The sequence below is a fragment of the Legionella sheltonii genome (genome assembly GCF_026191355.1).
GTDB lineage: Bacteria > Pseudomonadota > Gammaproteobacteria > Legionellales > Legionellaceae > Legionella > Legionella sheltonii.
In genome coordinates this window covers 128,381-143,600 of the sequence record NZ_JAPHOQ010000011.1, presented here as the reverse complement: position 1 = coordinate 143,600, position 15,220 = coordinate 128,381, and the positions used below count along the sequence as shown (strand labels likewise).

Here is a 15,220-nt window from a genome sequence, read left to right as displayed (position 1 = left end):
TTTCAAAACTATAGTCGTAATTTTTTGACTATTTTACTCACACTAGAATAATGCAAGCAAAAATATTCCCCAATTTCTTTTAAACTAAATTGACCACTTTGGTACGCAAATTGAATTCCTTCATTTCTTGTACTGGCCTTTTGCTCTATCTCTTTTAAAGTGTAATTCTCTGTTTCATATTGAGTTTTCGGGATATCTATTAGATTCATTTGAGGGTCTATTTTTTTCAACATCTCATTAATAAACTCTTCATTTCCCAAATAAATTTGTTTTTTTAAATCACTCCATGGTGACTTACTCGTTATCCCATCAATTACAAATTCTCGATATTTATTAATGGCTACGGCCAGATCTTCACTAAATAAATAAAGAATTTTATCTGTATGCAACCAATTGGGTTTCGACTCTTTTAATGTCGTAGCCAGATAACTACTCCATTTCCATTCATGTGGTGAAGTAACCATTTTTGCGCGTACAGGATTTAATACAATGTATCTTGATAACTCAAGCAAATAACTCTCTTTCTCAACTAATATTGCTTTGAATCGCCCTTGAAAAACGTGTCCCACACGATTGTGGGTTCGATTAAATTTTTGGGTATAGACACCATTAAGTAATTGCATCCCTTTACTTAAATTTCCAGCTGGGGTCTCTATTAACAGATGGTAATGATTATCCATGAGACAGTATGCATAACAAACCCAATTACATCGTAAACATACCTCAGAAAATGTGTTTAAAAATAAATTTCTATCTTCATCTGAAATGTAGATACACTCCTGACCATCTCCTCTTGAAGTAATATGATAAAAAGCTCCTGGAAACTCTATTCGTAGCGATCTTGCCATGTTGGACTATTAATTATCTTTTCCTTGACATGTTTTTAATCCATTCCATTCCGATCGTCAATAGATTCATCAATCTTCAATTGAAATTCACAATTCAAGGCCTGACCCCGTTAATTCGAAAGTCCTGATATTCGCATCGAAGCCTGTCGCCTCGTTTGTTATATTTTGATTAATAATAAATTTTATTCTTGAATTGGATACACCACCAGCTAAAACCTTGGAAGGATTATTAGTACATACTGTGGCTGACTGGGTTGCCCGAATTAATGAAGTTACAAACCAGCCAGGATGTGCGGAGGACAAGCCAAGCTTGGCTCTTTCCGTACGTTCGTAATATATTTTTTGTTTTATTAGTTAAGCAGCACAAGCCGGGTGTGTTAAAGTGGTATTCTGTTCATAGAAAGGATTCACATGTTCCTGTTGCTCGCCTTGAATAAAATGGATCATGCTTTCAATATCAGTGCAGCTAAAATTCAAAGAGCCTAGAAAGACATTATCTCTACCACTAACTGCTCTTAATTGTTGGTGTTGCGCTTCGGTCAATGAGACTTTATAGCAAGATAAGACAGTGTGTGGACCCAAGCGTCCTGATTCCATGCGAGCGAGTACCTCGGGAGAAGAATAAAATTTGCGTGTTATATTCGTTTCTTTCGCAAAATTCCAGATATATGTTTTATTGTAATCACTAGATTTTATTTGTTCCACGATGGGAATGAAATAACAATGTACTTTTTCATCTTCGTTAGTTCTTTTGGGTGTTGGGTTAAAAAACATATTATTCTCCCTTTTAAAATAGCAAATTCAGAGCTGACACAACCGAATGAATCGGCAAAATTCCTAATAATTTTAAATTTATCTAGGAATAGTTCTGTCGAAACAACACAAAAACTATCCTTAAATTAGAGGAACTTAGAAGCTTTTTCATATCAAGTCCTAAGATGAACTTCTTCAATTTAATATACACTTAATTTTTATATCATAAAATAAGCATAATGATCAATTTTTATGAGAAACAATGATATGAGAACAGAGCAAACCGCACTCGCACAGATTGCAAGTGAATGGTACAACTTAAGAAAGTTGATTAATAGAAGTCAAGAGAAGAGTTTTTTTAAAAGCGGCGGCAGCTTAACAGCAGTTGATCACTTTTTTAATCTGATAGCACTTGATCGCCAGCCAATGACTATTGGCGAATTGGCTGAGGCGTTGCAAGTTTTAGAACATTTAACTATTACTAATGCAGCTTCTAAAAAAGTTTCTTTTGCGCACTGGTTAGATAAAAATCGCTATCGGACCTCTCAAAACATTGGTATTGAACAGAAGAGAGAGGACGAACGCCCCTCGGATAAAAAAGATGTTCAATATTCAATACCAGAAAAATCTGCTTTATTTCGTTTACTTCTCAAAACCCATGATGTCTTAATCAGTTATCATGAATTGGCCAATTTTCATGCGCAAGGTGAAATTCCCTGCAGCGAAATTACTTATAGCCAAAGTGATCTCAAAGAGTCACAAGCTATTTACGATATAGAAACCTCTACTCAAGAAGAGGAAACGAGCGATAAGTATACGGTTATTAAAGATCTTGTCCGAAAAGGAGTAACGATATATGGTGCTGCGATTATTCCGGGGAATGTCGAGGATCATAACGACAGAATACTTCTAGAAGCCATACAAAATTTTGCTGGAGATAAGATTGATACACCTCATTCAAGAGCGAATAAACTTTATCATTTTGGTGGTCAATTTTTACATGGCAGCCTCTTGCGAGAATTTACTAATACAACCAAGTTGACTGAGGGTAATATTCAAGGCTTAGAACGTGGACGAACTACTGGACACATTAATTGGTCTAAAGATAGTAATGGTACACTTTATGCAACCGTTGATTTGAAAATTCTCTCGTGTTCTTATGCGGATCCTAGTGACACAAATAGTCCTCAACGAATTTTTGCGATGGCTAGTGATGGTATTTCTTTGATAGAGCTTAATGACAATGAACTGGCGAAAACCATGGAGCAATGTCGTAGGGAAGTTACAGGCGAAACAGAAAACAATATAGTTCCGATCGCCGAAATAAAAGCAAAAATCGAGATGGTGAAAAATGAGACCGGGACCGGTTATATGTTTAAGGTTAGCGAATTCACTACCAAGTATAATACACCGCAATTAGTCTCTACCAAGGCACCTGAACCTATGGAAAACCTCCTTTACAAAACAATGTAATCGTATTTTCCCATTTCTATGATGAACATAATTCGTGGAACTATAGTGTGTGCGCATAGCATAGCTATGTATCTCAGGGGCAGACCTTGAATTTTCAATTTAAAGGTTTTTATTAGTCTTATAGTTACAATTCAAAATTCAAGGCCTGCCCCCATTTGTGGGTAACTTAACTCCGTAGATATGTGTGATTATTCATATTGAGGTAAGATAATCGCATTCGAAACTGATTTTATCATGGCTAGTATTCTATTCGAGCGCTCCTCTGCAATTTCCTTGGAAGCTTTATCTTCTACAAGAAAGGATTTGCTCACCCAAACACCAAATTCATGATTGGTATCAACAAAAGAGCGTAGTAGTGCATTATAACGAGGAAACGCAAGCATATAGTTTGCATTAGCAGCTTTTAATTCTCCCGCTAGAATATATGCTCCAACAAATGCCAAATTATTACCTTGGCCAGATAAAGGAGAAGGGCAATAACCTGCATCACCGATAAGCGCTATTCGACCTTTGGTCCAACTATTCATTTTTACTTGCGTAATAGCATCGAAATAAAAATCATCGCTTTCTGGCATTCGATTTAAAATATTTTGTGTTTCCCAGCCAAAATCTCGAAAAGTATCACACAGGAATTGTTTTTGCTCATGTTCATCACGAATATCTTTCAGGATATGCTGAGAGCGGAACATAAATCCAGCTCTTGCTATTTCAGGATTGTTATCGCTATTGATGGATACCAATTTATGATTCGCTTCACATTCCAGAACTGTATGACTCAAGCCAAGGTAATTTGGAATAGTAAATGTACTAAAATAGGAACCAAGATGAATTAACTGATATTCATTTTTATCAAAAATCATGCGCCTTGTAGCAGAGTGAATGCCATCGGCACCGATCACTATGTCATAATTTTCAATCTTACCATCCTTGAATTTGACTATAACGTTATCAGCATTCTGCTGCATGCTAATGATGGATTTATTGAAATAACAAGGTACATCCGCAATTGCTTTCATCAGGATTTCAATCAGATCACCACGGAGAATCTCGACATCGTCATCTTGCCTGAACCCGAATTTCTCACCATGCTCCTCATGCAACACTTTGCCCGCCGAATCTACAAAACGACCACATTCTATTCGTGTGCGCATATCACATATTTGATCATAAATACCCATTCCTCTAGCGAGATGCGTTGCTATGCCACGGATATCAAGTGCCTGGCCACCTTTTCTAATAGAAGCGGATTTCTCAATCAAGACAGGAGAAAAACCAAATCTTTTTAGCCAATAACAAATTGCGTAAGCGCGCCAGCAACTACATAATTTAATAATTATCTCCGTTTCGTCATACTCTGCAACATCAATTTAGAGAGGAGAGTACGATGAATATATCCCCACAAATTATATCCCCCCAAGAAACAGATGGCACGAAAGAACAGAGATGGATGGAGCATGTAACGCATCAAAAAGAAAGTGGTTTGTCGCGAGTAACGTACTGTCGAAAGCATCAATTAAACTACCATCAATTTGGCTATTGGGAGCGAAAGTATCGGGAAGAAATAGCTTCATCCAAATTAGTACCGATTCAATTAAATAAGCTGACACAAAGAGCTCCAGAGACAGTATGCACCTTGGTATTGAACAATGGGCATGAGCTAAAAATTCACGACCAGACTTTATTGCCAATGTTGTTGTCCTTGTGGGGTTAGCCATGTTTTTATCATTTAATGCAAGCATATGGCTCTATCCAAAGCCTATTGATTTTAGGCGACAAATTGATGGACTGGTGATGTTGATTTCCGACCATCTTCAGTTGAACCCCACATCAGGGCAAATTTTTCTTTTCAGAAACCGCCAAGCCAATAAAATAAAAATGCTGTGGTGGGAGCGAAATGGGTTTTGGCTCTGTTATAAGCGATTGGAGCAAGGAAAACTAAAATTTCCCAAACACGATGACGCGGTCATGAGCCTTACCAATGACCAATTAAGCTGGCTGCTCTCAGGATTGGATTTTGCAAAACACACATTGTTGCCGGAAGTATTGGCTACGAATTTCTATTAGAAATAATTTACAAAAAACGATTAATTTGTTTTTAAAATCAACGTAATGTGATATAATTGACTCAGCAAACAGGTGCCATTTCAACATGATGTACGAAGAAAAAATAGAGCAATTAAGTAACGAAATACTCGCATTAAAAGCAGAGCTTGCTCTATCTCAAGCACGCAATGAACACTACGCGGAAGCCTATGATTCTTTAAAAGCACAAATCATGGAGCTACGCCGTCACCGTTTTGGCAAGCGCTCTGAGCGTTATATTGACCCTGAAAATCCTCAGCTGTCTTTGTTTGAAAATAATCAGAGCATTTTTTCTCAGGCTGAAGCAAGCGGTGAGCAGACCGAAGAAATGACACCAGTGGCTGCCCATACAAGAAAGAAGAATAAAAAAGCGCAGAAAGAACTACCCCGTCGCATTGAAATTATTCCGGTATCTGATGAAGACAAGCAATGTGCCTGTGGTGCATGCAAAACAGTGATTCGTTATGAAACCAAAGAGCTACTGCATTACCAACCTTGCGTCATCGAAATTGTGGAGCAACGACGTGAAGTAGTTGCTTGCACTAAAGGATGCGAGAATCAAATCGTAACCGCAGCAGCGCCCAAACAAATTCTCCCCAAAATTAAAGCAACAGAAGAGTTTTTATCATTCCTGGTGGTCAGCAAGCTGGATGACAGGCAACCACTGTACCATCTGGAGCGACAACTCAGCGAACGACATGGTATTGATTGCTCACGCCAAACCATGGCGCGCTGGCTCATTGAGTTAATGACACCACTGCGTCCCATTTATAATCTGTTGAAAGACAGTGTGATTGAGTATGATGTGGCCAGTTGTGATGCAACGACCTTGCAGGTCTTGCATGAGCCTGGAAGAAAAGCAGAAACCAAATCCTATGTGTATTGCATTCGGGGTGGACCACCGGATAAATCCGTTATTCTTTATGACTACAACGATGTGGAGCACAAACAATTTATTTACGATTGGTTTGTCGGATTCAATGGCTATTTACATGTCGATGGTGACAATTTTTTTGAACTTGTGGGTAGCAGCAATGCGCACATTGTCAATTGCAACGCGCATGCGCGCAGAAAATTTGAACCTATTGCCCAATCTAATAAAGGCAAAGGCATTGCCAAAGAAGCCATGCGCTTTTTTAAAGAGCTTTATAAAATAGAGCGTGAGGCTAAAAATAATCAACTGAATCCAGACCAACGTCACCAGTTGCGTCAGGAAAAATCCAAACCACTCATGGAAGCCTTTAATACATGGGTTGATAAGGTCTATCCTACAACTTTGCCCCAATCACCGCTTGGGAAAGCACTCAATTACTGTGTTAAATATAGAGATGGACTGATGCGCTTTTTAGATGATGGGCGTCTGGAAATCGATAACAATCTTACTGAACAAGAAATCAAACCCTTGGTCATTGCTCGAAAGAACTTCTTGTTTTGCGCCTCTGTTGAAGGTGCTGAGGCCTTGTGTTTACACTTCAGTATCATCAGAACGGCTAAATTACACAATCTCGACCCTTATCATTACTATGTCATGTTGTTAAAGAACGCTCCTCTTTGCAACAGTGTTGATGATTATGAAAAACTGTTGCCTTGGAATATTGGCTTAGATTATACCCCTAAGTTGTAAATTGTAAGCCTGTGGTTCTTGGAGCGCTTACAACTGATATTCATTTTTATCAAAAATCATGCGCCTTGTAGCAGAGTGAATGCCATCGGCACCGATCACTATGTCATAATTTTCAATCTTACCATCCTTGAATTTGACTATAACGTTATCAGCATTCTGCTGCATGCTAATGATGGATTTATTGAAATAACAAGGTACATCCGCAATTGCTTTCATCAGGATTTCAATCAGATCACCACGGAGAATCTCGACATCGTCATCTTGCCTGAACCCGAATTTCTCACCATGCTCCTCATGCAACACTTTGCCCGCCGAATCTACAAAACGACCACATTCTATTCGTGTGCGCATATCACATATTTGATCATAAATACCCATTCCTCTAGCGAGATGCGTTGCTATGCCACGGATATCAAGTGCCTGGCCACCTTTTCTAATAGAAGCGGATTTCTCAATCAAGACAGGAGAAAAACCAAATCTTTTTAGCCAATAACAAATTGCAGGACCAGCTATACCACCACCAACGACAAGAATTTTGATATTTTTAGACATTAATAACCACCTTAATAGATTTTTTACATAACTCACATTTTATGATTTACGTTATGTAAATTATATAAAATTTATTGATTCCTGTTTTATTTAGTTATTCATTTAAAGAAATGATATCTATAAAAACTGGCACGGGATATTTTAAGAATCTTACAAATATCATCGATACTCATGCCATGATTTTTATGCATACGTTTAGCAGTAAGCACTTTAGGAAACCTATGAAACCTATGAGGTCAGGCCTTGAATCGTGAATTTTTAATCAATGATTCACAATTCAAGGCCTGACCCCATTATGTTTTTATAGCCATTCTCACAGGCAAGAATGGCTGATTTGATTATATATTGCTTCAGCTTTAACTATGCAGCTGTTCTAATTTCTGAACATCGGCTTGTTTGTTATGGATGGATTTTAAAATTTCTCTAATCTTGGGATCATGGCTACATTTTAGTAAGTAAGCCGTCATTTGCATGCCTCCTTTAAAGTGATCACTCATTTCACTTATATACTTATCATCGAACTCTTTGCCTGAAAGCTGGTCAAACGACTTTATCTCCATAGGTTTCATTCCAGGAATTTGATAATTGGCAGCAGAGGTAGCGGGTAATTTACTGAGTAGTTCTTTCATTTTAACAACTTCCCTGTCTTGCCGCGCGAGCATTTTCTTTGAAATAGCCACTATTTTTGGATTTTGAGATTTTTTTATAGCTAGCTCCATTATTTGCATTCCTTGTTGATGATGAGTAAGCATCATTTGCAGGTATTCTTTTTCAAGTGCTGCAGTTTGTTTTTTATCTTTAGGACAATGATTTTCATTCATAGACATTTGTCCCATATTTGATTGATCCATTGCAAAAGCACATGAACTTATTAATGTGAGTCCTAAAAGTATTGAACACTTCTTCATTTCCCTATCTCCTAAATTAAGTAAAGGACATTTGAATTATAGGTCAATAATAAAAATAGGTACTATAAAAAGCCAGGATTCATGTCTGCAAAACCTATGGGGTCAGGCCTTGAATCGTGAATCATTGATTAAAAATTAACCATTTAAGGCCTGACACCATTAGTGGAAAATGGGGGTTAATTTAGTTTAAGCTTGTTTAAAGCATTTATTTTGCAGAACAAGGATTTAGCGGACTCAATTAAACCGCCCAATGTGTAGGTATGATGGCCATAAATTTTATTAATTTTACATCATGCCCTTAAATGGAGTTTATTGACTAGTCCTATCAGTGGAGAGCTCAGTGTGATTAAGCGACGAATTGCAAGAGAATTCGGTATGGACAGCCTAGTAGGGACTCTGTTTTTATTCCTAGGATTTTGGCTGACTTTTTCTACTCATGTTTTTGCTAAAACCACGGTAGAAGTAGTCGATACCGATCCGGCTGGAAATATCGTTACCTTGGGTAGAGACCAGAACTTTTATCTCCACTTGCACTATGAGTCCGACCAACCCGTTAAAATTTGGGTCAAACCCTACTTTCAGGGTAAAGTGGTATCTGCTGGGAGTAATCCTTCCCGTGTCTACCCTCCCGGCAGTGGAGAGGCACTTGGCTGGTTTTTCCTGTTCAAACCCGGGGAGCAGGTAGACGAGGTTAGAATCCTTGCAGGGAATGGTTCTTTAGGAGAAACTCCCGTTGTCGCTACCTATGCCGTTCAAGTTACTGGCAGCGACCAACAAAATACAGTTCATATCAAGCCTGATTGGGTAACACGATTGAGTGCACTCGATGCTGCGGCGCAGAAAGAAAATTATAAGAGGCTGATGAATACACCAGTATCTTTTGGTGACATGATTATGGCCTTTATTTTCATGCTCAGTATGTTCGCAATTGGTATTCTGGGAATTATTACACCCTTACTGGGTGTATGGAAATGGAAGGGAGGGTGGCGTATTGCTGCGTTTGTACCGGCAGCACTAATGGCATTTGTAGTGTTGCGGCTTATCATCGATATCTCAGCAGATCATTCTTCACACAATTTATGGCCGTTTGAGATCCTGCAGACAGGAGCGCTTAGTGTGGCTATTATGGTTGCTTTGACGGTAATAAGAAAAATCACCAGGGCATAGAGTGTGTGATGATGCCGCACAGGCTGAGCGTACCAAAAACCTATGGGGTCAGGCCTTGAATCGTGAATTTTTAATCAATGATTCACGATTCAAGGCCTGACCCCATTAGTGCTGCACCAAACCAGCGTTGGTCGATGGATTTTGTATCGGATCAACTTAGCAATGGGAGACGATTTCGAATATTGAATGTAGTGGATGATTATTCTCGTGAAATGGTTGGCCAGCTAATATCTACCTCAATCAGTGGCAAACAAGTGGCTCGCTTTTTAGACCAACTTATTGAGCAAAGAAATAAGCCTGTTAAAGTGATTTGTGATAATGGTACAGAATTTACTAGTAAAGCGATGTTTTTCTGGAGCAAAGAAACGAATGTCACTTTAGGGTTTATTCAACCAGGAAAACCAACTCAAAATGCGTTTGTTGAGAGCTTAAACGGGAAATTCAGAAATGAATGCCTTAATCAGCACTGGTTTCGAACAATGGAGGAAGCACGATTTGAGATTGAACAATGGCGTAAACACTACAATAATGTTCGACCTCATAGCTCTCTAAATTATATGCCTCCTGTTGAATACGCAAGAAAGGTGGCATAGGATAATGAATCTCATCAAAGAAGTGGTACTAATTTAGGGGATAGGTCACGAGATTAAATTTCTCAGCTTCACTTAGACTACTGTTCACGATAGAGGTTTTTAAGCTAGAAAGCTCTGTATGAAGGCTTTGATATTGTGCATTTACAATATTTCCGTCACCCAAGGTAATTATATTAGAACCAGTCGCACTAATATTGATTCCAGGGTACCTTACATTTTCTTTAAATTCAGATGTATCCTCTATTTTGTCAATTCCTGCAGAAGATATTTCATACCATGTAGTAGTTGATGGCACTGTCCCTGAATCTACCTGAACTGTTTTCTGTATATCCGATTTATTAATCCACCCTTTATCCAACAGATATGTTAAGTTTGACATTACTTGAGATTGAGTTAAGAGATATTCCTTTTTTAGACTTTTTTTAACATCACTAATTTTTACTGATGTACCCATTTTTCCATATTTACTCGTTGCATTATTATTTCGATCATAGAACCATTGAAGTATCTGAGAACGGATTTTATCGTTGGGGTTCATATTCATCCTTGTATCATGAAAATTATTTGATTAACAATAATTATACATCACATCAGATAAACCTAGTTTCAAGAAGAATGCTAGTTGATTAAATTCAGAAGTTAATTAGAGATAAATTCATATTCCATCTTCAAATCTTCCTAAATCTGATAAATTAAGTTCATATGCTATTCTATGACATAATTCTTCAGTTGATAGACCACAAAATTGTAAGGAAAATTCTTGGCATGGAAGAACAAAATGCAATCCTTGTCGTGGATTGTATAAACCTAATGTATGGATTAAGTATTGTTTAGAATACCTATTGAGAGTTAAATAAAGCACTAACTGACGTAAATCTACAGATCTGAATTTTCGTCCCCCAGATTTAATTTCATAAAGAATGCCATCAGCTATCACATCACCATTACATGAATTAAGTCTGCCACAACCAGCAAACTCTGGCCTAATTACAACATTATTAAATTTTTCAAAAAAACTGAATAATCTATGCGCTATTTTTTTTACTTCGATAATTTCTTGAGTTTCCAAAATAGTGTTAAACAATGGAGAATTAGATCTTAATTGAGCAATATATGCTCCAACTGAGTTTGCTATACTCATTAACTCTTCTGTTTCTATTTCTTCCGGTATGATTTTTTTTAAGAAAGAACGATTAAAAAGTTCAAAACCTATTTCGTTTATTAGACCCCGACGTGAATTTAAAGTACTACTTAATAATTCAGTATTAATTTTATTAGAAAGTACCTGACAATTGATATGCCGTACTAAATCCTCAGAAAGTGGAGAAATAGTACGCCAGAATGAAGTATAATCACGTATAAATTCTATTTCTAATATCATAGAGGGACCATCCAGTTTTTATCAGAGTGTTGGTCAGCTTTAGACTTAGCCCAATCCTTTATAATCATTTCAAACTCAGAAAAACCTTTTTTATTATGATTTCGCCAATGCTCTCCTTCATCGCTAAGACTAAAGCTACCAATAATAAAGGCTCGTCTTAATGGTGAGGAAAATCCATGATATTGACTTCGCAAATCGGATAGCCATGGGGTATAACGCCAATTAAACATTGCCACGATAATATCCCTTTTAATAAGGGAGGATTCTGCTGTAGCATACGATCTTTGAAAAAGCTCAATATTTTCTTGACGATATTCTAAAGATAAGAGTCTAAATGCATAAGACTGATTTATTTCTGTTTTTATCAAACGAGACTTCTCAGTAAATAAAAGACGGAAATGCTGGCCTATCCTTGTTCTTATAGGGGGAGAAAGATTTGGCCATAAATCTTTTATTACTAAAATTATTGCTGGGAATACTGGATATAAATTGTTTAATGAGTCGCAAACAGACAGTACAGCTTGATCACGCGATGAATCAGGAAGAAATTTTAAAGATTTAATAATCTGTCTAGTAATAGCAATGTCTATACTACTTTTGGCAATTTCTTTTCTCAGAAGACCGATAATATCAAATTTTGCAATCGCAGCTTTCAATACCTCATAATCATCTTCAGCTGTCGGTGAATATGGGTCGAATCTTAACGAAAGAGATAGAAAAGCTTGTGGACTTGTGGTATTTATTTCGTCTTTCTGTGAATGTGCGAGGGGGGAAGTATGTTTAAACTCAGATGCAGACATTATTCTAGTCTTAGCTTTTTGAAGAGCCAGTCCTTCATTTGTAAGTAATTTTTTTGAAAGAAATAAAAGAGCATCATAAGCATCTTCTTCTGAAGCAACAAAGAGATGATAGTCATCAGCAAATCTACAAAATTTAATCCCCTCTGAACGAAGCAGTTGATCCGTTTGGTTTAGAACTAACTCAGATAATAATCTAGCAGCTGGCCCCCCTACTGGTAACCCATGTGAATACGTACCTGAAAAATTACTAAGTAATTTTATAATTTTTTTTGGTATATCTCCTGGTTGACTCAATTGTGTAAGAGCATTTTCCAAGCGATGATGTCGAATTCTTTGATAAAAATCGGAAACATCACAGATTACTACCGTCTCGAAAGAGTCTGCCAATTCTAAACTTCTTCTATGAAAGGCATGCCACCCCAAGTCAGGATTAAATAATTTCTCTTCGTCTCCTTTAACAAAACGATATGAAAATATTATTTGATCTTGTATTGGAATTCGCATTTCTTCTATTTGATCTCCTATAGCAATAACTAAGCCTAATAGATATGCATTCCACAATGGATCTAACTGAGTACACCATCTAAAGCCGCTGTATCCCACAGGAACAAGTTGACTTTCATTATAAGGAGGCTGCTTATAGATACGATCTTGAAAATTGTCATCAATTCTACACAGGAGCTCAACAATTTTATCTTTACAATCATAAAAGATAGTGTTTTCTAATGGGTACGGAAACACATCTGTATCGCCATGAGTGGAAATATTATTTAATGCTCTTAAAAAATGGATATTATTTTTATTCATAGAGTTGTAGCCCAATAAGAAAATTTATCTCTCAATAAAGTTACTATAGCTCAAGAAAATTGGGTCTACGTCAACTAAGGACCACCATCTTCTCATTATTTTTAGTCGTCGGGGTCTTAACCATTATATTCTGGATGAAGCAAACGTAATCTCTCCATATTTCTAGAAATAGCTATAATTAGAAAAAAATGGAGGAACGAAAATGAGTAAAATAAAAGTTAAGTTAAACAATGATGACATTAACATTATTAATTCAGCAATTACCCATACCCAAGATGAAACATTTAAAAATTTCCCCCATCTAGTAACAATTGAAAAGGAAGGTTTAGACAAACCTCAATGGATGATTTTAAAGTCTCATATTGAATCGGGTCCCATTGTTGTCACTATACGTCCTGGCAAAAATTATGGCGAAGAATTAGATAAGGACTCCCTACTAAATAAAATTGATGATGCAATAAAATAAAATACGCTTGCTATTACATTATTAGCGATAACCCAACTATATAAAGCTTATATTTACTGGGGTAACTAATATGCTCAAATTAACAATACATTTATTTGTTTTATGTGCCTTTTGCTCATCTTCATTTGCTGACATATACATTCGGAAAGATGAAAAAGGGATAACTCACTTTTCCGATACTCCAGAGCCAGGAGTATATTATGATAATCAGGGACAAAAAAGTATAAATTTAGAAAATGCAAAAGCAGTATTATCGAAAAAGCTACCGGAAATATATTGTTCCTCTATGCTACAAAGTAATGTCCACCTTTTTGTTGAAAAATTTAGTAATCTTGAAGATTGTTTAAGCAAAATGACCGAAATTAACAGGTTATGTTATGATCTAATGATAGAAAAATTTCCCCCACAAATAGAAGGTTCTGGCTCTACCCCAAATAAGGGGGCATTTTAATCAAGTTAGTCTAGACTAACCCTTTGATTTGACGGTCAAAAGGAAGATTAAAATGCCTAAGAAAGATTGTATCCTAAATTTGCCTGGATATTCTATTAAAAGAGTAAGTGGAGAAAACCCGGTATACATAGAGGTAAGCTATCGCTGGGTAGTTCGCTGTATTCATTGTGGTAATAAGAAGTTACGTAAAAAGGACAGTTTTATAAGACGAATCCGTCATGAATCGATTGGATTGCGACGTAGTTATTTGTGTTTAAAAGCTCATAAGTATTATTGTCCATCATGTGGTCGTTATTTTAATCAGCGATTTCCTGGGATAGGGAAACATCAAAGAGCGACGGAGAGTTTACGAAAACAAGTATTTCACTATCACAGTAAGGGAGTGAGTCAAAAAGATTTGTCTCGGGACTTAAAGCTGGGCAAATCGACTGTAGAGCGTTGGTATCACTATGGTTATGAGCTCCGTTATAAAAAGATATCGAGACGCTCTTGTCCTCGGATATTAGGCCTTGATGAGCATTCATTTAATAGAAAGGTTGGGTATGCGACAACCTTTTGTGATTTAGCCAAGCACAAAATCTTTGATGTGGTTGAAGGGCGTAGTGCTAAAGACTTAGAGAGCTATCTCAAGACCTTAGAGGGGCGGGATAAAGTGCTTGTTGTGTGTATTGATTTAAGCAGCAGCTATCGCTTATTAATAAGACGTTATTTTCCTAATGCAAAGATAGTGGCTGACCGTTTCCATGTGATTCGCTTGTTGAATCAGATGAGCCTCCAGACTTATCAACAGATTGACCCTCAAATAAAGTATCAACGTGGTCTATTAGCTGCATTAAGAACGAATGAAGCCAATTTAACGATAAAACGATTAAATAGAAGAGCCAGCTATTTACAGCACCAGCCAGCAATTGCGGCTATCTATCACTTTAAGCAACGTCTCCATCGACTCCTGATGAAAAAGCATCGGACAGCAAAGCAATGTAAGCGTTTACTGCCTTTGTTTCTTAAATACGTAACGCTTTTAAAAGAAAGTCCTTTTGAGTCACTAAAGACTCTAGGTAAAACATTATACCAATGGCGTGAAGAAGTGGTTAGAATGTGGCGGTTTACTAAAAACAACGGCATTACGGAAGGGTTTCATCGTAAAATGAAACTGATTCAAAGACGTGCTTACGGGTTTAGAAATTTTGAAAATTACAGGTTAAGGGTTAAAGTTTTGTGTTCTTGATTAGTGCCCCCGGAAATGGGGAAGAGCCAAGGTTCTCAAGTTGATGACTTTATTTCCAATATTGAGGATTGTTATAAGGCTCACCTA

At 37.0% G+C, this 15,220-nt stretch carries 17 protein-coding genes and 1 pseudogene; 9 read left to right on the top strand and 9 right to left on the bottom strand.

What is annotated here, in order from left to right:
* Window positions 1–8: 8 nt before the first annotated feature.
* Both OQJ26_RS13645 and OQJ26_RS13640 read right to left on the bottom strand, forming a co-directional pair.
* Entirely contained in the window at window positions 9–848 is an 840-nt protein-coding gene (locus OQJ26_RS13645) for an REP-associated tyrosine transposase (RefSeq protein ID WP_265704302.1), read from the bottom strand.
* Window positions 849–1,202: 354 nt separating this feature from the next.
* Window positions 1,203–1,622, bottom strand: coding sequence for a hypothetical protein (locus OQJ26_RS13640; protein ID WP_265704301.1), 420 nt, complete (start codon window positions 1,620–1,622; stop codon window positions 1,203–1,205).
* Window positions 1,623–1,853: 231 nt separating this feature from the next.
* Between OQJ26_RS13640 and OQJ26_RS13635 the strand changes: the two genes are divergently transcribed.
* Entirely contained in the window at window positions 1,854–3,074 is a 1,221-nt protein-coding gene (locus OQJ26_RS13635) for a hypothetical protein (protein WP_265704300.1), read from the top strand.
* A gap of 188 nt (window positions 3,075–3,262) precedes the next feature.
* On the opposite strand, the gene OQJ26_RS13630 is transcribed toward OQJ26_RS13635, so the two are convergent.
* The gene (locus tag OQJ26_RS13630; RefSeq protein ID WP_265704349.1) at window positions 3,263–4,372 is read right to left on the bottom strand and encodes a tetracycline destructase; all 1,110 of its coding nucleotides are present in this window, start codon (window positions 4,370–4,372) and stop codon (window positions 3,263–3,265) included.
* An 86-nt stretch (window positions 4,373–4,458) separates the two neighbouring features.
* On the opposite strand from OQJ26_RS13630, the gene tnpA reads away from it, so the two are divergent.
* The 3 genes from tnpA to tnpC all read left to right on the top strand — a co-directional run bounded on the left by tnpA (window position 4,459) and on the right by tnpC (window position 6,780).
* Entirely contained in the window at window positions 4,459–4,785 is a 327-nt protein-coding gene (gene tnpA / locus OQJ26_RS13625; RefSeq protein WP_265702306.1) for an IS66 family insertion sequence element accessory protein TnpA, read from the top strand.
* 2 nt (window positions 4,786–4,787) lie between these two features.
* On the top strand, window positions 4,788–5,138 hold the full coding sequence (gene tnpB, locus OQJ26_RS13620) for an IS66 family insertion sequence element accessory protein TnpB (RefSeq protein WP_265702305.1): 351 nt from the start codon (window positions 4,788–4,790) through the stop codon (window positions 5,136–5,138).
* Between the two features lie 85 nt (window positions 5,139–5,223).
* A complete protein-coding gene (gene tnpC / locus OQJ26_RS13615) occupies window positions 5,224–6,780 on the top strand; it encodes an IS66 family transposase (protein ID WP_265702303.1) in 1,557 nt (518 codons plus the stop codon).
* A 27-nt stretch (window positions 6,781–6,807) separates the two neighbouring features.
* On the opposite strand, the gene OQJ26_RS13610 is transcribed toward tnpC, so the two are convergent.
* The 3 genes from OQJ26_RS13610 to OQJ26_RS13605 all read right to left on the bottom strand — a co-directional run bounded on the left by OQJ26_RS13610 (window position 6,808) and on the right by OQJ26_RS13605 (window position 8,240).
* Window positions 6,808–7,332, bottom strand: coding sequence for an FAD-dependent monooxygenase (locus OQJ26_RS13610; RefSeq protein ID WP_265704299.1), 525 nt, complete (start codon window positions 7,330–7,332; stop codon window positions 6,808–6,810).
* Between the two features lie 98 nt (window positions 7,333–7,430).
* Window positions 7,431–7,541 (bottom strand): helix-turn-helix domain-containing protein, encoded by a 111-nt coding sequence (locus OQJ26_RS19480; protein WP_416209964.1) that lies wholly within the window; start codon window positions 7,539–7,541, stop codon window positions 7,431–7,433.
* Window positions 7,542–7,688: 147 nt separating this feature from the next.
* Window positions 7,689–8,240 (bottom strand): DUF305 domain-containing protein, encoded by a 552-nt coding sequence (locus tag OQJ26_RS13605; RefSeq protein ID WP_265704298.1) that lies wholly within the window; start codon window positions 8,238–8,240, stop codon window positions 7,689–7,691.
* Window positions 8,241–8,552: 312 nt separating this feature from the next.
* Between OQJ26_RS13605 and OQJ26_RS13600 the strand changes: the two genes are divergently transcribed.
* Together OQJ26_RS13600 and OQJ26_RS13595 are read left to right on the top strand one after the other, a co-directional pair.
* Window positions 8,553–9,407 carry a hypothetical protein gene (locus tag OQJ26_RS13600; protein ID WP_265704297.1) on the top strand — a complete coding sequence of 285 codons (855 nt, stop codon included), beginning with the start codon at window positions 8,553–8,555 and terminating at the stop codon, window positions 9,405–9,407.
* A gap of 113 nt (window positions 9,408–9,520) precedes the next feature.
* Window positions 9,521–10,000: pseudogene (locus tag OQJ26_RS13595) on the top strand (IS3 family transposase); the annotation flags it as partial.
* Between the two features lie 28 nt (window positions 10,001–10,028).
* On the opposite strand, the gene OQJ26_RS13590 reads toward OQJ26_RS13595, so the two are convergent.
* The 3 genes from OQJ26_RS13590 to OQJ26_RS13580 all read right to left on the bottom strand — a co-directional run bounded on the left by OQJ26_RS13590 (window position 10,029) and on the right by OQJ26_RS13580 (window position 12,988).
* Window positions 10,029–10,538: a hypothetical protein gene (locus OQJ26_RS13590; RefSeq protein ID WP_265704296.1), complete on the bottom strand. Its 510-nt coding sequence runs from the start codon at window positions 10,536–10,538 to the stop codon at window positions 10,029–10,031.
* A gap of 117 nt (window positions 10,539–10,655) precedes the next feature.
* Complete coding sequence (locus OQJ26_RS13585) at window positions 10,656–11,381, bottom strand: hypothetical protein (protein ID WP_265704295.1); 726 nt, start codon at window positions 11,379–11,381, stop codon at window positions 10,656–10,658.
* Window positions 11,378–12,988, bottom strand: coding sequence for an RNA-directed DNA polymerase (locus OQJ26_RS13580; protein ID WP_265704294.1), 1,611 nt, complete (start codon window positions 12,986–12,988; stop codon window positions 11,378–11,380). The genes OQJ26_RS13585 and OQJ26_RS13580 overlap by 4 nt, the downstream gene beginning before the upstream one ends.
* Window positions 12,989–13,190: 202 nt before the next feature.
* Here OQJ26_RS13580 and OQJ26_RS13575 point away from each other — a divergent pair, with 202 nt between their 5' ends.
* From OQJ26_RS13575 to OQJ26_RS13565, 3 genes are all read left to right on the top strand, one after another.
* The gene (locus OQJ26_RS13575; RefSeq protein WP_265704293.1) at window positions 13,191–13,454 is read left to right on the top strand and encodes a hypothetical protein; all 264 of its coding nucleotides are present in this window, start codon (window positions 13,191–13,193) and stop codon (window positions 13,452–13,454) included.
* Window positions 13,455–13,524: 70 nt separating this feature from the next.
* A complete protein-coding gene (locus tag OQJ26_RS13570) occupies window positions 13,525–13,905 on the top strand; it encodes a DUF4124 domain-containing protein (RefSeq protein WP_265704292.1) in 381 nt (126 codons plus the stop codon).
* Between the two features lie 52 nt (window positions 13,906–13,957).
* Window positions 13,958–15,133 (top strand): ISL3 family transposase, encoded by a 1,176-nt coding sequence (locus tag OQJ26_RS13565; RefSeq protein WP_265704196.1) that lies wholly within the window; start codon window positions 13,958–13,960, stop codon window positions 15,131–15,133.
* The last annotated feature ends 87 nt before the right edge of the window (window positions 15,134–15,220 follow it).